Annotated in this window: 18 protein-coding genes and 1 tRNA gene; 10 read left to right on the forward strand and 9 right to left on the reverse strand. The window is 60.3% G+C overall.

Features of this window, described 5'->3' with window-relative positions:
- Positions 1 to 126: 126 nt before the first annotated feature.
- From ACEWMW_RS01560 to ACEWMW_RS01570, 3 genes are read right to left on the reverse strand one after another with little or no spacing between them, the layout of a single operon-like run.
- Positions 127 to 675, reverse strand: coding sequence for a DUF5681 domain-containing protein (locus ACEWMW_RS01560; RefSeq protein WP_409412131.1), 549 nt, complete (start codon positions 673 to 675; stop codon positions 127 to 129).
- Positions 672 to 1,202, reverse strand: a complete 531-nt coding sequence (locus ACEWMW_RS01565) for a DUF5681 domain-containing protein (RefSeq protein WP_409412132.1) — start codon at positions 1,200 to 1,202, stop codon at positions 672 to 674. Before ACEWMW_RS01565 ends, ACEWMW_RS01560 begins: the two co-directional genes overlap by 4 nt.
- On the reverse strand, positions 1,199 to 2,506 hold the full coding sequence (locus ACEWMW_RS01570) for a site-specific DNA-methyltransferase (protein ID WP_409412133.1): 1,308 nt from the start codon (positions 2,504 to 2,506) through the stop codon (positions 1,199 to 1,201). Before ACEWMW_RS01570 ends, ACEWMW_RS01565 begins: the two co-directional genes overlap by 4 nt.
- 188 nt (positions 2,507 to 2,694) lie before the next feature.
- Between ACEWMW_RS01570 and ACEWMW_RS01575 the strand changes: the two genes are divergently transcribed.
- The 3 genes from ACEWMW_RS01575 to ACEWMW_RS01585 are packed head-to-tail and all read left to right on the forward strand — an operon-like array spanning position 2,695 to position 4,919.
- The gene (locus tag ACEWMW_RS01575) at positions 2,695 to 2,928 is read left to right on the forward strand and encodes a DUF3489 domain-containing protein (RefSeq protein WP_409412134.1); all 234 of its coding nucleotides are present in this window, start codon (positions 2,695 to 2,697) and stop codon (positions 2,926 to 2,928) included.
- Positions 2,925 to 3,326, forward strand: a complete 402-nt coding sequence (locus ACEWMW_RS01580; RefSeq protein ID WP_409412135.1) for a DUF2924 domain-containing protein — start codon at positions 2,925 to 2,927, stop codon at positions 3,324 to 3,326. Before ACEWMW_RS01575 ends, ACEWMW_RS01580 begins: the two co-directional genes overlap by 4 nt.
- A gap of 3 nt (positions 3,327 to 3,329) precedes the next feature.
- Entirely contained in the window at positions 3,330 to 4,919 is a 1,590-nt protein-coding gene (locus ACEWMW_RS01585; RefSeq protein WP_409412136.1) for a recombinase family protein, read from the forward strand.
- A 408-nt stretch (positions 4,920 to 5,327) separates the two neighbouring features.
- On the opposite strand, the gene ACEWMW_RS01590 is transcribed toward ACEWMW_RS01585, so the two are convergent.
- A tRNA-Ser gene (locus ACEWMW_RS01590) sits at positions 5,328 to 5,418 on the reverse strand.
- Between the two features lie 155 nt (positions 5,419 to 5,573).
- Between ACEWMW_RS01590 and ACEWMW_RS01595 the strand changes: the two genes are divergently transcribed.
- Together ACEWMW_RS01595 and ACEWMW_RS01600 are read left to right on the forward strand one after the other, a co-directional pair.
- A complete protein-coding gene (locus tag ACEWMW_RS01595; protein WP_409412137.1) occupies positions 5,574 to 6,533 on the forward strand; it encodes a peptidylprolyl isomerase in 960 nt (319 codons plus the stop codon).
- Positions 6,526 to 6,843 (forward strand): DUF1905 domain-containing protein, encoded by a 318-nt coding sequence (locus ACEWMW_RS01600; protein ID WP_409412138.1) that lies wholly within the window; start codon positions 6,526 to 6,528, stop codon positions 6,841 to 6,843. Before ACEWMW_RS01595 ends, ACEWMW_RS01600 begins: the two co-directional genes overlap by 8 nt.
- On the opposite strand, the gene ACEWMW_RS01605 is transcribed toward ACEWMW_RS01600, so the two are convergent.
- From ACEWMW_RS01605 to hemF, 5 genes are all read right to left on the reverse strand, one after another.
- Positions 6,840 to 7,199, reverse strand: coding sequence for a VOC family protein (locus tag ACEWMW_RS01605; protein WP_409412139.1), 360 nt, complete (start codon positions 7,197 to 7,199; stop codon positions 6,840 to 6,842). The genes ACEWMW_RS01600 and ACEWMW_RS01605 overlap by 4 nt on opposite strands.
- Positions 7,200 to 7,212: 13 nt before the next feature.
- Positions 7,213 to 9,303, reverse strand: coding sequence for a RelA/SpoT family protein (locus ACEWMW_RS01610; protein WP_409412140.1), 2,091 nt, complete (start codon positions 9,301 to 9,303; stop codon positions 7,213 to 7,215).
- Between the two features lie 99 nt (positions 9,304 to 9,402).
- Positions 9,403 to 10,719 (reverse strand): MlaA family lipoprotein, encoded by a 1,317-nt coding sequence (locus tag ACEWMW_RS01615; protein WP_409412141.1) that lies wholly within the window; start codon positions 10,717 to 10,719, stop codon positions 9,403 to 9,405.
- Positions 10,720 to 10,850: 131 nt separating this feature from the next.
- Positions 10,851 to 11,717: a Rieske (2Fe-2S) protein gene (locus tag ACEWMW_RS01620; protein ID WP_409412142.1), complete on the reverse strand. Its 867-nt coding sequence runs from the start codon at positions 11,715 to 11,717 to the stop codon at positions 10,851 to 10,853.
- Positions 11,714 to 12,571 (reverse strand): oxygen-dependent coproporphyrinogen oxidase, encoded by an 858-nt coding sequence (gene hemF / locus ACEWMW_RS01625; RefSeq protein ID WP_409412143.1) that lies wholly within the window; start codon positions 12,569 to 12,571, stop codon positions 11,714 to 11,716. Before hemF ends, ACEWMW_RS01620 begins: the two co-directional genes overlap by 4 nt.
- Positions 12,572 to 12,697: 126 nt before the next feature.
- On the opposite strand from hemF, the gene pdeM reads away from it, so the two are divergent.
- The 5 genes from pdeM to ACEWMW_RS01650 all read left to right on the forward strand — a co-directional run bounded on the left by pdeM (position 12,698) and on the right by ACEWMW_RS01650 (position 17,779).
- Positions 12,698 to 13,402, forward strand: coding sequence for a ligase-associated DNA damage response endonuclease PdeM (pdeM, locus tag ACEWMW_RS01630; protein WP_409412144.1), 705 nt, complete (start codon positions 12,698 to 12,700; stop codon positions 13,400 to 13,402).
- A 107-nt stretch (positions 13,403 to 13,509) separates the two neighbouring features.
- Positions 13,510 to 14,031 carry a translation initiation factor IF-3 gene (infC, locus tag ACEWMW_RS01635; protein ID WP_409412145.1) on the forward strand — a complete coding sequence of 174 codons (522 nt, stop codon included), beginning with the start codon at positions 13,510 to 13,512 and terminating at the stop codon, positions 14,029 to 14,031.
- A 33-nt stretch (positions 14,032 to 14,064) separates the two neighbouring features.
- Positions 14,065 to 15,489 carry an SLC13 family permease gene (locus ACEWMW_RS01640; protein WP_409412146.1) on the forward strand — a complete coding sequence of 475 codons (1,425 nt, stop codon included), beginning with the start codon at positions 14,065 to 14,067 and terminating at the stop codon, positions 15,487 to 15,489.
- 141 nt (positions 15,490 to 15,630) lie between these two features.
- Positions 15,631 to 16,947 carry a cystathionine gamma-synthase family protein gene (locus ACEWMW_RS01645; protein WP_409412147.1) on the forward strand — a complete coding sequence of 439 codons (1,317 nt, stop codon included), beginning with the start codon at positions 15,631 to 15,633 and terminating at the stop codon, positions 16,945 to 16,947.
- A 43-nt stretch (positions 16,948 to 16,990) separates the two neighbouring features.
- The gene (locus tag ACEWMW_RS01650; protein WP_409412148.1) at positions 16,991 to 17,779 is read left to right on the forward strand and encodes an SDR family NAD(P)-dependent oxidoreductase; all 789 of its coding nucleotides are present in this window, start codon (positions 16,991 to 16,993) and stop codon (positions 17,777 to 17,779) included.
- Positions 17,780 to 17,889: the final 110 nt, after the last annotated feature.

The following is a 17,889-nucleotide window of genomic DNA, read 5'->3' on the forward strand; positions in this document are numbered from 1 at the left end:
GACAGCCACAATAGCTACAGCAATGGATTTGATTGCTGATAGTCTCGGCGGGTAAGCTTGCCAGCTCGGCACGATTAGCAGGGCGCTGTCTTGGGCTCGCTGCACGACAATGTTCGCTGGGACATTTCACGATTTCACATCCCACCATTCGGGCCAATTGACCTTGTAGGGTGTGCGGGTGTTGGCAAAGACCTCGCGTTGCTCGTCGAGAGTCAGGCGGCGTTCGCCAAGCCGTTCGAGCGCAGCTTCGACAATCCATGGGTTGAGCTCGAACCGAACCCGGTTCTCGTCGTACGGGTATTTCTTTTGCGCGATACCGAGCTTCTTTATAGCGCAACCCACTCCCATGCCGACAAGGACCCATCGCAATCTCAATGGCGCAGCTGTGTCGGTGCGCTTTGCACGAGCTGCTTCTATTGCCTCGAGCGAAGCACGTGCCGCTGCACTGTCACCTGCAAGGCCTTTCCGGGTAAGTTGGAGAAGGAACGCTTCGGCTGCCGTGACCCGTTTCTCTTTGCCGTTCTCACGGATAGTTACCATCTGCCCGAGCACTGCATCGTAAGGCATCTCGCGGTGCCGCTTTTTCGGCCGTCCGCGCGGATTGCCGGACTGGCCCTTCTTGAACCGGGTCGAAGCAGGCGGATTGCCGTAGCCGATCAGCTCTTGGTAACTCATGCAATCCTGCCGCGCGGCCAGCGCAGATCCTCGGCGTCGATTGTTGACCGGTTGATATCTTCGACATCCTTCTTCTCGAACTTCCGGCGCCCGGGTCGGCTGAGCGCGGCCTGGGTCGCCCAGTTGTAGAGCTTGAACAGGCGTTGCTCAGGAGTGCGGCCAGGTTCGTCCAGATAGTCAGCAATTCCCAGGATACGCATGGCCTCATTGGCATTGTCGGCATCATATTCGGTTGCGAGACGCGTGGCGACAGGTTGTGGCGGAGCTTTCTTCGCCAGTGCCACCTCGCGCTTCTCGATCATCTTGAGGACCTTGCGGATCGCCATGCGGCTGCCTTTGAGAGCGGCCTGGTAGGTTTGTAGCTGAAGTGCCTCGTCAATCGTCAGTTCGCGGGTCTTGCCATTCTGAGTAACGCTGAGGCTTTGATCGAAGATGATATCGAAGGCAGATACGTTGGGCCTGCGTTTCTTAGGGCGTCCCTTCGGATTGCCTGACTGGCCCTTCTGGAAGCGGGTATCGCTGCTCATGCTGCCTCTCCCACTGCCTTCTCGCGGTGGATGAGCTCTGGCTCCTTGCCGGTAATCTCGGACCAGCGGGTCATCGCGAGATCGACATAGGCCGGATCGATGTCGAGCCCGCGGAAGCGCCGACCCACACGCTCGGCTGCGATTAGACTGGTGCCTGAGCCCAGGAAGATATCGAGCACCAGCTCGCCCTGTCTTGTGACGTCGCAGATCGCATCCGCCACCATCGCGACCGGCTTGACCGTCGGATGCAGCGCGAGGTCCTCACGCCGCGAGCCCTTCATCGAGTTGACACTTGGATAGTCCCACAAATTGGTGCGGTTGCGGCCATGCTTGCCGAGCTCAACGTTGTTGGTGTGCGCGGTTTCACCGACCCGGTAGACAAACACCATCTCGTGTTTGGAGCGATAGAGCGAACCCATCCCGGCATTGCTCTTGTTCCACACGCAGATGTTGAGGAGGTCAGAGTAGAGGCCTTCCACTGACGCTGTGACGTCATCCATATGGCGCCAGTCCATGCACACGAAGTGCACCGCGCCGTCGCGCGAGACCGATGCGCAGGAGCCAAGCGTGTCGGCAAGGAACGTGGGGAACTCAGGTGTGCTCATCTCGCCAGAAGCCATCGCGAACTCGCGGTGGCGGCCTTTCGCATTGGCGTGGCCGTTGATCTTTACATTGTAGGGCGGATCAAGAAACGCGCAGTCGATCTTCGCTTCATCTCCCACAAGCTTTGCAAGGAATTCCCGGTCCCGGCCATCGCCGCAGGCAATGCGGTGCTCGCCCAGTTGCCAGATGTCGCCTTGCCTGACGCGAGGGTTCTCGGGAACAGCGGGAATGACCTCGTCATCGGGATCGGGCGCATCTTCAAGTACCACGTCGATCTCGCCCGGACTGAACCCGGTCAGCGAGAGGTCGAGATCGATCTCGGGCAAGGAAAGATCGGCCAGTTCCAGCTTGAGGATCTCGAGGTCCCATCCGGCATTGAGCGCGATCTTGTTGTCTGCAAGCCGCAGCGCCTTCTTTTCCGGTTCGCTCAGGCCCGTCAGCTCGATCACCGGGACCTGGCTCAAGCCCATTTCCTTCGCCGCCCGCAATCGCCCATGGCCGGCGATGATCACCCCGTCCGGATCAGCCAGGATCGGATTGGTAAACCCGAAGGCGCGGATCGACTGGACGATCTGCTCGATCTGCCGTCTGGGGTGCGTGCGCGCGTTACGCGGATCAGGAGTGAGGCTCGCAAGGTCACGATAAATGACCGCGAGCCGGCGATCGGCAGCGCTGGCTGCCGTCATAGCGTCGTTCTTCATAAGCGGAACATACGCGTACATGTAGCGAACATAAAGGGACTGGCGATTCACCGCCTGTGGATAGCGGGGATTGTTGATTTCGACTGGACTTCGTGCCTTTTCAGAGCATTGCTGTCTCTCGCGCCCGGCTTGTGGGCTTGTCTGGGTGATGGCGGCCATTGTGTCCGCCGGTAAACCGGAGACAGTCAATGACCGATACAACAACGAAGACCAAAACAATGAGTCCCAGCAAGCTCGACCGCCTCGAAGAGCTGCTCATCCGCACAAATGGCGCCAGCATCGCCGAGATGAGCGAGGCCACTGGATGGCAGCAACACTCGGTGCGCGGCGCAATGGCGGGAGCGCTGAAGAAGCGCGGTCTTGCCATCACCTCGGAGAAGAGCGAGGGCGTGCGTCGCTACCGCGCAAGCCGCGCCTCGTGAGCGCAGATGTCGAAGCGCTCGTCGCTGAGATCGCCGACATGGAGCTCGATGAGCTGCGTGCCCTCTGGCGGCGGCGCTACGGCGCGCCGCCTGCGCTGCGCTCGCTACCGATCATGCGTCTGCAGCTCGCCTGGCGGATCCAGGCCGAGACCTATGGCGGGCTCGATACCGCGACCAGGAAAGCGTTGGCGCGCAAGGGCTCAGTTGACCCCGAAGGCAAGGAGCTCGGGATCGGCGCACGGCTGACGCGCAACTGGAAAGGCAAGCGCATCGAGGTCGTGGTCGAGGACGAGGGCTTCCGCTGGCAGGACGAGCTCTATCCTTCGCTCTCGGCCACCGCGCGCGCGATCACCGGGATCCGCTGGAACGGGCCGCGCTTCTTCGGCCTCAGGAGCTGAACCATGGCGAAGCCCAGCAAAAGCGATGTCATCCGCTGCGCCATCTACACCCGCAAGTCGAGCGAGGAAGGTCTCGAGCAAGATTTCAACTCACTCGATGCGCAGCGCCATGCCGCACAAGCCTATGTCGCCAGCCAGGCCGGCGAGGGCTGGAGCCTCCTTACCGAGCGCTACGACGATGGCGGCTTCTCGGGCGGCAACATGGAGCGGCCCGGCCTCCGTCGCCTGCTTGCAGATATCGAAGCGGGCGAAGTCGACGTGGTCGTCGTCTACAAGATCGACCGGCTGACGCGCTCGCTCACCGACTTTGCCCGCATCGTCGACATCTTCGAGAAAGCCGAGGTCAGCTTCGTCTCGGTGACGCAGTCGTTTAACACCACTAGCTCGATGGGCCGGCTGATGCTCAATGTGCTCCTCTCCTTTGCCCAGTTCGAGCGCGAAGTGACCGGTGAGCGGATCCGCGACAAGATCGCAGCCTCCAAGGCCCGCGGCATGTGGATGGGCGGTATGCCGCCGCTTGGCTATGACATCCCAGAAGAAGGCTCGCGAATGCTGAGAGTCAACCACGAGGAAGCAGAGCGCGTGCGCCATATCTACACCCGCTACCTCGTGCTGGGCTCGGTCTATACGCTGCAGCGCGAACTCGAAGCTCATGGGATCACCTCCAAGCGGCATGTCACGCGCAAGGGCAAGGTCATGGGCGGCGCCTCGTTCAGCAGAGGAGCCTTGTTCCACATGCTGCGGAACAAGACCTACCTCGGCATGATCGTTCACAAGGGCGAAGTCCATGACGGCGAGCACCAGGCGATCCTCGATCCAGATCTTTTCGATCAGGTGCAAGCGCAACTCGATGCCAATGCTCGTCGGCGCGTATCCAGCAAGGAACGCTCGGTTGCACGATCGCCGCTGACCGGCAAATTGTACGATGCTTCAGGCGAAGCCATGAGCCCCAGCTTTGCCCGCAATCGTCATGGCAAGCTCTATCGGTACTACGTCTCGGCATCGCTCCAGCAGGGCCAGAAGGTGCCCGATGATAATCTGGTCCGAAGGCTACCCGCCGCGCAGCTTGATCGGCTTATCCAGCAGCACCTCGAGCGATGGTTGCCCCGTACAAAAAAGGCGATTGCGCTGCTGCAGGAAGTTCGCCTCGTAAGCCATGGCATGCTGATCACGCTTACCGGCGATCGCTCGATAGAGCTTGCCGGCAACTTGCAAGATGGCGAGAGGCTGGTCACCGCCAGCAAGCGTCGCACGACAATCGAGATCGAACTCGCGCTGCCGCTGCACGGCGGCAAGCGGCATATCATTCTCGGCAAACGCCGACCGCGTGAAATGGACAAGACCCTGATCGCGGCACTCAGAAGAGCGCATTCCATGGTCGAGAAGGATCGCGGCATGCCGCTCGCGCTGACCACGTCGGGCTCACCCTATGAACGCCGGATCCAGCGACTTGCATTCCTCGCGCCTGACATCCAGCGCGCGATTATCGATGGCGCCCAGCCAGCAGGCCTCAACCTCGAGCGCCTGGTCAAATGCGAACTGCCGATAGACTGGCAAGAGCAGCGCAACCAGTTCGGGTTCGAGCCGCAATAGGCGTCACTGTTATGGGCCCTGTTATGGGCGATTAAATGCCCTGTTATGCGCGAATTCAGTCCCTGATACGGCGAATAAATAGCCTGTTATGGCGAAGAACAGGGAAACCCCGATTTGAGCCCTTCAAGCTACTGAAAAGACGTGTTGAATTGCACGGCCAAGCGTGCCAGATCGCCTGAAATGGCCTGTTTTGGGCCTCAAATTTGCAATTTTCCCTGTTCTTTCCCTGTTTAACAGGGAAACCGAACCGATTGTGATCGGTGCAGAGACTGGCCGGCAAAATCGGCCCTGAAAACGCTGGAGACAGCTCACGAATTGCTGCCAGGAAACGGATCGGGCCTGATTAGAGCCCGCACTTCCGAGGGTTACAAAACCACCCTGATAACAGAGACAAGTGTCGGGGGTGGGTGGCGGAGCGGGTGGGATTCGAACCCACGATACGGGGTTACCGTATACACACTTTCCAGGCGTGCGCCTTCGACCACTCGGCCACCGCTCCGCGCTCCTGATCGCACTACCGATTCGCTGCTTGAGTGCAATGGGCTCAGTGATCTGCCCTTTGGTCTCAAGTAGCGCGAAGCGCTGTAGGCCAACAAGAAGGCGCGCCTCTAGCGGGGCTTGGAAGGACGCGCAAGCCGTGGCAGACATCAAGTCATGATCAAATCAGTTGTCCCGGCGCTGGCCGCCATTTCTCTGGTCGCTGTGTCAGCTCACGCACAAGATGAAGTCGAGAAACCGACGCCTTATTCCGTGGTGCAGGCTGCGCCACAATCGGACTGGGTCGCAATCGATCCGGCGGACCTGCTGGTGATGACGCTTGCTCCCGATGCCGACGGCAATGACCGAGAGGTGGTGATCCAGTTGATGCCCGCGCCGTTCTCGCAAGGCTGGACCCAGAACATCCGGACGCTGGCGAAGGCACACTGGTGGGACGGGCTCTCGATCTATCGCTCGGTCGACAATTGGGTGGTCCAATGGGGTGATAGCGAGGAGGACGAGGCTGATCGCACGCGCCCAGCCAAGCCGCTGCCCAAGGGGCTGAATGTGGTACCGGAGAGTGAGTACACCCACAATAATCATGTCAGATACAACCGAAGCCTAGATAACCTGTTTCGGCCAAGGAATGACATTTTCCGCTGGACGGGCTTTAACGCAGGTTTCCCCTTCGCTGGGCAAGGCACGCCTGACAGCGTGTCGAACGCTCCAACCCACTGTTACGGCTCCGTCGGAGTTGCGCGGGACCTCTCGCCCGATACCGGCACGGGGGCGGAACTCTATGCGGTGATCGGGCACGCGCCGCGCCAGCTCGACCGCAATATCGCCGTCGTAGGACGAGTGATCGAGGGGATGGCGCATCTCTCGATCTTGCCGCGCGGGACGGGCGAGTATGGGGTCTACGAAACCGAGGCGGAGCACACCCCGATCCTGTCGATCAGGCTTGGCAACGAGGTGAAAGAACCACCTTTTTTCAAATACTTGGACACCAAAAGCGAAAGTTTCGCGCGCTATGCAGCGGTCTCCGCCAACCGGAACGATGCGTTCTACAAGGTCTCGGCAGGCGGGATCGATATCTGCAATCTTCGCGTTCCCATTCGCCGGGTGCCGAGTGACTGAGTCGCTCACTTACACCGCGCGTCTCGCCCGCTGGCAAGGTGACCGTGGGACCTATCACCTTGTTTCCATTACCGGAAATGTCGCCGAGCAGATCGCCATGCACGAGCGCTTGCACCGCCTGGAGTATGGTTCGCAGCGTGGTTTCGGGTCGGTCAAGGTGATGGCGAGGATCGGCGATACGGAATGGAAATCGTCCGTGTTCCCGCAGAACAAGAAAACCGAATGGATCTTGCTGGTGAGCAAGAAAGTTATGAGGTCTGAAGATCTGGCCGAAGCCGATCAGATCGAGGTCGAGCTTGAACTGCTCTAGGTTTTCTGCATGAATTCCAGACGGTTACCAAAGGGATCGCTGGTGAAGAACCGCACGTAACCTGGCACGGGTTTATCATCATTTACTGCAAATCCAGCCGCCAATAGACCTACCTTAGACAACTCGAGATCATCGACCAAAAAGGCCGGATGCGCTTTGGTTGCAGGTAGAAAGTCGGGATCGACACCCAGATGCAAATGCAACGGTCCGCTTTCGAACCAGCAGCCCGATTGCGATAGTGTTTCCGGCTTGGGAACTTCAGTCATTCCCAACAGGTCACCATAAAACGCGCGCGCCTTTTCTTCGCCGCCAGCCGGGATCGCCAACTGCACGTGATCGAGACCTAATATTTTCATCAGGCGATTGCCATCAGACACGCTCGGCCTCGGCAATGGCTTCGCTTGCCCTGAGGGCGCTGATGATCCGGGTTAGGTGCGCCAGGTCCTTCACGTCGAGATCGATCTCGTAGTGCGCGAAAGGATGATCTTGCTGGGCCTGTTTCAGGTTGATCACATTGGCATGGTTCTGGGCAAAGATCCCGGCCATCTCGGCCAGCGTTCCGGGTCGATCATAGAGCGTTACGCGTAGCCGACCGATCGCACCGGCAGAGCGTTTGCCCCAAGACAGATCAAGCCAGTCGGTATCGACCCCGCTGGCCAGCTGCAGGCAGTCGATCGCATGCACTTCGACGCCCTCCCCCGGTTTGCGCAGGCCAACGATCCGGTCGCCAGGGACCGGATGGCAGCATTCGCCCAGGAGGAAACCGACACCAGGGGTCAGGCCCTTGATCGAGATTGCGCGCTCCTGCTGCGCCCATTCGACCGCCGCCGGAAAATCCGCTGTGCTGCCTGGAACCAACGCTTCCATGACATCGCGGTCCTCCAGTTTGTGCGCGCCGATGGCATAGTAGAGATCGTCCTCGTCCTCGAGATGGAGGCGCGAAGCCCCTTCCCTGATCGCCTTCTTGCCGATCTTGGCAGGCAGACGAGCCGCTATTTCGTCGAGCAGCTTGCGCCCGATCGAGGTGACCTCCTGCCGTTCCTTCAGGCGGACCGCCCGGCGGATCGCGGCGCGAGCCTTGCCGGTGACGACGAAACTCAGCCAGGAAAGCTGCGGCTCTGCCTTCTTGCCCTTTATAATCTCGACCACGTCGCCGTTATTGAGCGGCGTGCGCAGTGGCATATGGCGGCCGTTGATCTTGGCGCCAACCGCTTGTGCTCCCAGATCGGTATGAACTGCAAAGGCAAAGTCGACCGGCGTTGAGCCTTTCGGCAATTGGAACAGCGCACCCTTGGGGGTGAATGCGAAAATCCGGTCCTGGTAGACCTGCAGCCGGGTGTGTTCGAGCAACTCTTCCGCATCATGGCTGGCATCGACGATCTCGATCAGGTCGCGCAGCCAGGCGATTTGCCCGTCTGGGCGGTCGCCCTGCTTGTAGGCCCAGTGCGCAGCGAGGCCGAACTCGTTGGTGCGGTGCATCTCGCGCGTGCGGATCTGCACTTCGACACGCATCGAATTCTCGTAGATCAGCGAGGTGTGGAGCGAGCGATAGCCATTGTTCTTGGGTGTCGAGATGTAGTCCTTGAATCGGCCGGGAATGAACTGCCAAGTGCGGTGCAATACGCCCAGCGCACGGTAGCAATCCTCTTCGCTCTCGGTGATCACACGGAATGCCATGATGTCGGTGATCTGCTCGAAAGAGACGTGGCGTTCGGCCATCTTCTTCCAGATCGAGTAAGGGTGCTTCTCGCGGCCCGAGACTTCGACCTTGAGGCCTGCTTCCGCGAGCGACTGCTTGACCGCGAGCGCGATGGCATCGACCTGCCCGCCATCGGTACTCCTGATCTGTTCCAGCCGTCCGGTGATAGTGGCATAGGCATCGGGTTCGAGATGTTCGAATGCAAGCGCCTGCATCTCGCGCATATATTCGTAGATGCCGACCCGTTCGGCGAGCGGCGCATAAATATCCATCGTTTCGCGGGCGATGCGGCGACGCTTGTCTTCCGACTTGATGAAATGCAGCGTACGCATGTTGTGCAGCCGGTCAGCCAGCTTGACCAGCAGCACGCGGATATCCTCGCTCATGGCGAGCAGGAACTTGCGCAGGTTTTCCGCCGCGCGTTCGTCTTCCGGCATCGCTTCGATCTTCGAAAGCTTGGTCACGCCGTCGACGAGCTGCGCCACTTCCTTGCCGAAATTCTCCTCGACATCCTCAATCGTTGCGAGTGTATCTTCGACGGTATCATGCAGCAGCGCGGTGATGATCGTTTCCTGGTCCAGCTTCAGGTCGGTCATCAGCCCGGCAACTTCCACCGGATGGCTGAAATAGGGATCGCCGCTGGCGCGCTTCTGCGTTCCGTGCTTCTGGACAGTATAGACATAGGCGCGATTGAGCAGCGCCTCATCGGCGTCCGGATCGTATTCCTTGACCCGCTCTACAAGTTCATACTGGCGCAGCATCGCTTAAGCGATTGTGGGCGCAAATCCGCGCGATGCAACGGTAAAGTTGTTTCGAGGGCCGCGATCCGAGCTAGGGACTAGCGGCCCGAAGGGGAGTTTTTAGCTTACAGGCTGGACCTGCGGCTCCGAAACGAAACGGATTTCCGGCTCTGGCTGAGGCGCGGGCCCCGAAGCGGCGGCTTCATCGATCATGACATCGCCGCTTGTTGCCGGATCGGGCTCAGGCCTGTCGTCGCCCTCTTCGCTCGTCGAAGCATTGGCAGCCTCTTGCGCGCGGCGATCGAGTTCGGCCTGGAAGGCTTCCTCTTCCTCAGCGGCCTCGACAAGATTGGTGTTGTTATCGACGAACTCTTTTGCGTTGTCCGGGGCGAATTCGCCCGAGGTCAGCACGTCAATGTCGCAGTTGAATTCGAACCGCTCGACCAGCTCGGCGAGATTTTCGGACTGTTTACCGCGCAGCGCATCGATTTCGAGCTGGCGCTGGATGAGGTAGATATCCCGGTTTGCCGAATAGGGATCGTTGCAGCGTGACCGGATCGCATCGATCTGGTCGTCGGTTTCGATCCGCCACTCCAGCGCATTCAGCGAGGCAACGGGGATCGTGTACAGCGGATCGTTGAAAGGCTTGCCTGCGACTGCCGGAATGATCGAAAGATCGACGATACGCCCGGCGAGGTCGCGCACAGTGGTCGACCCTATGAACGGCAGGTAGAGATAGGGGCCCGGCCCGATGCCGTAATAGCCCAGCGTATTGGCAAGCCCGTTCTGCTCGTAACGCAGTCCAAACTTCTTCTCTGCCGGATTGAACAATCCGCCGACACCCAGCGTGGTATTGACGACAAACCGTCCAGCGGTCTTGAGCGCCTTGCCGGGCTTGAGCTGCAGCAGGAAGTTGAGAAAATTGATCGGCTCCCCAAGATTGCGCAGGAAATTGCGAATTCCGCGCCGCACAGGCTTGGGAACACCATCGTCATAGGCCGTGGCGAGCGGTTCGACGAGCGCGAGATCAATCGCTTCGACCACTTCATAAGTGGCGGCATTCAGCGCTTCGGCCGGATCGCCTTCGGGTGCTTCGAGCTCGGCGGTCACGAGAATCTCGCCATCAGGCCCGACTGCCCCTTCCGGGGGATCAGTGTCACTTTCCTCGGTTGCAACTTGCTGGACGGTTTCAGCAGGATCCTGCGGAAGATCGCGATTCTCCTCGCCGTCATCGTCAACTGCGGTTTCGACTGTGGTCTCATCCGGCTGGGATTCGACCGATTGCGTCAACTGCTGGGTATGCGTGTCGACGTGCACCATCGTCACACGGCGCGCGGCGTGGCTCAGCTCGGCACCGCTTTCGACCCGCACGTCCGCATCCGGCGCTGCAGGAGCGCCAAGTAAAGCAACGGCAATTGCCAGATTGGATGCGACCATTCTGTCCTCGTCCTAAACGACACTTCGGGGAATTCCGAATGCCTACCACGCGCGGTCCCGCTTGCCCATCACAGAACAGGCCGCGTGGATACAGCACATTCGGCGACGGGGGTTAAGAGGTTACTTACGGATTATTCGAGAAAAATTTGCAGGCGGCCGCCCTCGCCGATCTCACAGCGGTACATTGCAAGCTTTCCGCAGCGCTCGCGTTCTTCGCTCCCGTTCGACAGGTCAAAGCGATATCCATGCCATGGGCAAGCAATACGGCCATCTTCATCGGGTTCGACTTCATCGAGCGGGCCGAGCGCGTGGGGGCAGCGCGCGGCGTAAGCGATCCATTGTCCTTCGTGGAACCGGACACAGGCGCGATCACCACCTACAGTGGCGAAGTGGATGGTTGATCGATCGAGATCAGCTTCCGGTCCCAAGTCCGCCAAACCTTCGGATTCGCTCCGCACTTTACGCTCATCCAGCGCTTCCTGACGGCCGAGCATCAGCCCTTCGTCTTCGTCATACAGCCCGGCATACTGCGCCTGCAGGTAGCCAAGCACCATCGCAGCCTGTTCGTCGCTTTCGGGAGCTTGCGGCGAATAGAAGCGCACATCGACCGTGATCCCGTCCGGCTCACAAGCGCTTGCCTGGGTGTGAATCTGCGTGCCCTGCCCCGGCCCATCGACCACGGTAGTCGCCCAATAGTGGCCATCGTTATCGACCAGCAGTTCGATCAGCTGGTCCCCGCCTTCGTTCGGAAGGGCAGTCTTGCAGCGCCAGCCCCATGTCCCGGCCTCGACCAATTCGATCGCCGCAAAGCTGGAGGGGTGCACGAAGGGGAGATGCTCCCAGTCATGCGCATTCTCCATCATCCGGCGCAGGTTCGAGGGGATGTTACGCTCGTAATTGCCCAGGTAATGCAGCCTGTCGGTCACCGAATAATCGACCGCGCGCGATCGCCCTGCGAACGCCGCGCGATCCGCTTCGGTGATTTCCAGCGCGCTCATGTCCAGACGGCTTCGGGCGGCAGGCTCATCAGGATTGCATCGATATTCCCGCCGGTCTTGAGCCCAAACAGGGTCCCGCGGTCATACACCAGGTTGAACTCGGCATAGCGCCCGCGCCATTCGAGCTGTTGGAGCTTCTCCGCGTCGGTGAATTCGCTTTCCATCCGGCGGCGAACCAGCTTCGGGAAAATATCGAGGAATGCTTCGCCAACGTCCTTGGTAAACGCCAAATTTCGTTCGAATGCCGCCTCGTCCTCGCATTCGAGGTGGTCGTAGAAAATCCCGCCAACGCCGCGGTGGACCCCGCGATGGGGAATGAAAAAATACTCGTCCGCCCATTTCTTGAAGCGGTCATAGTAGGTCGGGTTGTGGGCCATGCAGGCGGCGCGAAAACGGGCGTGGAAGTCACTTGTGTCATCTTCGTAGGGAAGCGGCGGGTTGAGATCCGCCCCGCCCCCGAACCACGCCGCCTGCGTCGTGAGGAAGCGTGTGTTCATATGGACGGCCGGGACGTGCGGGTTGGTCATATGCGCAACAAGGCTGATCCCGGTCGCGGTGAAGTTCGGATTCTCCGGCGAGGCGCCATTGATCGTGCCAGCAAACTCGGGCGCGAAACTGCCCCTCACGGTTGATACGTTCACGCCGACCTTTTCGAACACCTTGCCCTTCATCAGGCCCTGAGTGCCCCCACCGGGATCAGAATTGCCTTCTTCTTCGCGTTGCCAGTCGCGATATTCGAAGCGCGCGTCCGAGCCAGCTTCGCGCTCGATACTTTCGAATTCGGCGCAGATCCGGTCACGCAAGCTTTCGAACCATGCCTTGGCTTCGCCAGTCTGCTTGCTCCAATCGGTCATTCAAATCATCCCACTGAGGTTTGTGATTGGGCGCCCATGGCCGGATCCTCCAGCAAGTTCCTTGATGGAGATCAATCTTTCGCAAGCGACCTTGCCAAGCGGAATCGCCTAGGGCAATAGCGAGGCATGGTTCCCCTTTCGTTCGCAGGTGAGAAATTCGCCCTGCTCGGCCAGAATGGCGCCGGTCGCGCGCTCTACTGGCCGCGCCAGGAAGCCCTGCTGGTGGCGGACCTCCACCTGGAAAAAGCGAGCGCATTCGCGAAGCACGGGCAGATGCTGCCGCCTTACGACAGCCGCGAAACGCTCGAACGGGTGGCCGACGCGGTGAAGCAGACCGGCGCGCGGCGGGTGATCACGCTGGGTGACAATTTCCATGATGACGAAGGCACGCAGCGGCTCGATCCTTATGCCTCCGGCATGCTCGAATCGCTCACCCGCTCGCTCGACTGGATCTGGATCACCGGCAATCATGACGAGCATATGGCGCGCAGCTTTGGCGGCGCGCTGGAAGAAGAGATCGAATTGGGCGGAGTGGTCCTGCGCCATATTGCGCGGCCGGGCGAGACGCGCCCGGAATTCTCCGGGCATTTCCACCCCAAAATGCGGGTCAAGATCCGCCAGCGGCATATCTCGCGCCCCTGCGCGGTGGTAAGCACCAATGCCGATGCGGGGGACCGCATGATCCTGCCCGCATTCGGTTCGCTCACGGGCGGTATGGACGCGTCCGATCGCGCGATTTTGCGCGCGCTCCAGCCAGCATCGGCGATTGACGCGGTGTTGCCCGCAAGCGGCAGGTTGGCGCGATTCCCGCTTTGGAGGGCGGCCGCTTAGAGGAATCCCCTTCTCAAGGGCCTCGACTCTCCCTAAGTAGCCCCCTCGACACGACACTGAATGGCAACACCTAAGGAGAAAGCCCCATAGCTCGTCCACCCCGGCGCATGAACACACCGCCCGTCAAAAGCGGCCCGCGCTACGATAACATGATTCAATCGGACAAGGTCCGTGTGATCGACCACGAAGGTGAAAACCTCGGGGTCCTGTACACCAATGAAGCGATCGAACAGGCCGCCGAAGTCGGTCTCAACCTGGTAGAGGTATCTCCCAACGCCGATCCGCCGGTGTGCAAATTCCTTGATGTCGGCAAGTACCGCTACGAGGCCCAGAAAAAGGCCAATGCGGCGCGTAAGACACAGAAAACGCAGGACATCAAAGAAGTCAAAATGCGCCCCAATATCGACACACATGATTATGACGTGAAGATGCGCAATGTGAACAAATTTATCGATAACGGTGACAAGGTGAAGATCACCTTGCGTTTCCGCGGTCGTGAAATGGCACACCAAGAACTGGGCATGAACTTGCTTAACCGGGTTCGCGACGACACCGAAGAAACCGCCAAGGTCGAAGCCTTCCCGCGCCTCGAGGGTCGCCAGATGTTGATGGTGCTGGCACCGAAGTAGCCTCGCGCCTTTGGCGGGAGGGGCCATCCGGACATGACAGCCAGCCGCATCGGCCTCTTTCTCGGCCCTCTGGCCTTTGCAATAACTGCGCTGATAGCGCCGCCGGACGGTATGTCGCAAGAAGCCTGGCTTGTCGCGGGTCTGGTAGTGTGGATGGCAGCCTGGTGGATGACCGAGGCGCTGCCGCTCACCGCAACCGCCTTGCTCCCCTTCGTCGTGCTGCCGCTGAGCGGTGTGATGACCGCCCGCGAGACTGCAGGCGCTTACTATGCGCCGATCCTGTTCCTGCTGCTGGGGGGCGCATTCCTTGCGCTCGCGATCGAACGGACTGGACTGCACCGACGATTATCGCTCGCGATCCTCAACACCATCGGCACCAGCGGCGGCCAGGGACGATTGCTGCTCGCCTTCATGATCAGCGCCGCAATCCTCTCGATGCTGATATCGAACACTTCGACCGCACTGATCATGATGCCGATGGCGCTGGCGGTGCTTTCTGGAGGGATCACGGCCGATTCAGCGCCTTCGACTGACGGCATTTCGGGCGCGCTGCCGATGGGGATTGCTTTCGCGGCCAGCATTGGCGGGCTCGGCACGATCGTCGGTTCGCCCACCAACGGGATTGCAGTCGCCCTGCTCGATGACATGATCGGGCTGCAGATTACCTTCGCCGAATGGATGCTGTACGGAATTCCCGTGGTAATCATCGGGGTGCCGCTGGCGGCATGGCTGATTGCGAAAGTCCAGCGTGTGGCGGATCATCCCTTCGATGTTGCTGCGGCGCGCGATGCCATTGATGACGCGTCTCCTTGGTCGAGCGCAGAAAAGCGGCTGGTTCCGATCATCGCGATCACGTTCTTCCTATGGATGACCCAGCGCTGGGTGGCGCCTTACCTGCCTGAGAACAGCTGGACAGATGGCACCATCGCGATTCTCGCCGCGTTTGCGCTCTTTATCCTGCCCGATGGGTCAGGGAGGCCTTTGCTGATCTGGAAGGAGGCCGACCGCGCGCCGTGGGGCGTGATCATGATGTTCGGTGGCGGACTCGCTCTGGCCGCGGGCATGCAAAGCTCCGGACTTGCCGGATGGCTGGGCAATGCCCTGCTCCCGCTCGAAGTCGTCCCGCTGATTCTGATCGCCGTCGCAATCGTAGGAATGGTAATTCTGGTGACCGAGTTCGCCAGCAATGTCGCAACAGCAAGCGCGATCATCCCAGTTGTCGCGAGCCTTGCAGCCGCGCTGGGCCTGGGCGAGGATGCGATCCTGCTCGCCATGCCTGCAGCGCTGGCCGCGAGCTGGGGTTTCATCTTGCCCGCCGGAACCGGCCCCAACGCTATCGCCTGGGCGACCGGACGGCTCAAGATCGGCAGGTTGGTGCGCGCAGGTATCCTGCTCGACCTCGCAGGGATTTTCCTCATTGTGGGGATGTCCTTTGCGATCACTCGCCTCATCGCTTGAATTGCGCCACCGAGTAATTTAATTACGCTTGCAACTATCGTGTGCCGGAAGATGCGCTCCTGCGGAGGTTAGGAGCGGGTAGCCGGTAGCCCGAGCTTAGCTCCTGCCTTCCTAGGGGCGCTTTCGAAGGAAGGTTTCGCCATGACCGATGGTGCCGACGCAATTGACACCCCCACTCCTCGCCGCAAGCCCAAGCCCGAAGTCACGACGCTGGGCGGCCGCGAGCTGAAGCCATCGACCCTGATGATGGGGCATGGCTTCGATCCGGTCCTTTCCGAAGGATCGCTCAAACCCCCGATCTTTCTGACCTCGACTTTCGCGTTCGAAAGCGCGGCAGCGGGCAAGCGCCATTTCGAAGGGATCACGGGCAAGCGCGAAGGCGGCGCGGAAGGGCTCGTCTATTCGCGTTTCAATGGGCCAAACCAGGAAATCCTCGAAGACCGGTTGGCGATCTGGGACGGCGCGGAAGACGCGCTGTGCTTCTCCTCCGGCATGACCGCAATCTGCGTGCTGATGCTCGCTTACTGCAATGCGGGCGACGTCATCGTCCATTCGGGACCGCTCTATGCCGCCAGCGAAGGTTTCGTTGCCAAGCACCTCTCGCGTTACGGCGTGACCTATGTTGACTTTCCGGCAGGCGCGACACGCGAAGAGATCGACGAAGTGCTGGTGCGCGCCAAACAGCAAGCCAAGTCACAAGGCGGCAAGGTTGCGATGATCTACCTCGAAAGTCCGGCCAACCCGACTAATGCGCTGGTCGATATTGAAGCGGTGCGTACTTCGCGCGACGCGACGCTCAAGAAGCCCTGCCCGATCGCAATCGATAACACGTTCCTCGGTCCATTGTGGCAGCGTCCGCTCGATCACGGAGCGGACATCGTAGTGTACTCGTTGACCAAATATGTCGGCGGCCATTCAGACCTCGTTGCAGGCAGTATTGCTGGCGCCAAGAAGTGGATGGATCCGGTGCGCATGCTCCGCAACACGATGGGCGGGATCGCTGATCCCAATACCGCGTGGATGCTGCTGCGCAGCCTCGAAACAGTCGAACTGCGGATGGAAAAGGCGGGATCGAACGCAGCCAAGGTGTGCGCCTATCTCAAGGAGCACCCGAAAATCGAAGGCCTGGGCTATCTCGGAATGATCGATGATCCGCGCCAGCAGGATATCTATAATCGCCATTGCACGGGAGCGGGCAGTACATTCTCGGTCTTTATCAAGGGCGGAGAAGCCGAAAGTTTCCGCTTCCTCGATGCGCTCAGGATCGCCAAACTTGCGGTAAGCCTCGGCGGCACCGAGACGCTGGCGAGCCACCCGGCAGCGATGACGCATCTGTCCGTACCCGACGAGCGCAAGGCTGCGCTGGGCATCACCGACAATCTCGTGCGCGTATCGATCGGGATCGAGGATCCGGACGATCTAATCGCCGATTTCGAGCAGGCACTGGCGCAAGTCTGATCGCCCTCCTAGGCTGACGCTGACCAGCTAGGGAGAGTGACACATGGCAGGCAAGAAACCGGTATTCCTCGTCATCGGAGCAGGCGCGGGGATCGGCGCCCACGCCGCTGCGCGCTTTGCAGCGGGCGGCTATCACGCGGTCCTTGCCCGCCGCAGCAACGAGGATAGCCTTGCCCGCCTCGTCAGGCAGATTGAGGACGATGGCGGGACGGCGAGCGGTACCTTGCTCAATGCGGCCGAAGACGGATCGATCGAAGAACTGGTCGAGCGGATCGAGCGCGACATCGGGCCGATTGACAGCGCGCTCTACAACCTGGGCGCGCAGATCGGCAATCGCACGCTCGAAAATACGCCGCACAAGACCTTCGAGCTCGGTTGGCGGCTCGCCTGTTTCGGCGTGTTCCGGCTGGCGCATGCAATGTTCCCGGCAATGGCCGAGCGCGGGAAAGGCAGCCTGCTGGTAACATCGGCAACCGCGGCCATGCGCGGCAATGCCGGCCAGCACAGCCATGCCGCAGCGATGGCCGGTCGGCGGATGTTATGCCAGACGCTCAATGCCGAATTTGCCGCCAAGGGCATCCATGTTGCGCATGTGGTTGTCGATGGCGCGGTCAACTCGCCCGAAACGCTCGGCAAGTTGCTTGGCGATAATTGGGAGCGATTCAAGGAATCGCTGGGAGCAGACGGAATAATCGACCCGGCAGCGCTGGCCGAAACCTACTGGCATCTAGCGCAGCAACCGAAGAATTGCTGGAGCCACGAAGTCGATGTGCGTCCGCATAGCGAAGTGCCGTGGTGGAACGACAATCCCAATCCCCAGATCGACAGCTAGCGCACCACGCAATTCGCCCTGGGATCGGCGCCCCAGAACGAGCAAAGGGGTCCGGCCTTGATGGCCAGGACCCCTCAACTCATTTGCAACAGAGCCGGTGGCCCTTCACG

The organism is Litorerythrobacter xanthomarinus (genome assembly GCF_046254955.1).
In the GTDB taxonomy this organism is placed as follows: Bacteria; Pseudomonadota; Alphaproteobacteria; order Sphingomonadales; family Sphingomonadaceae; genus Qipengyuania_C.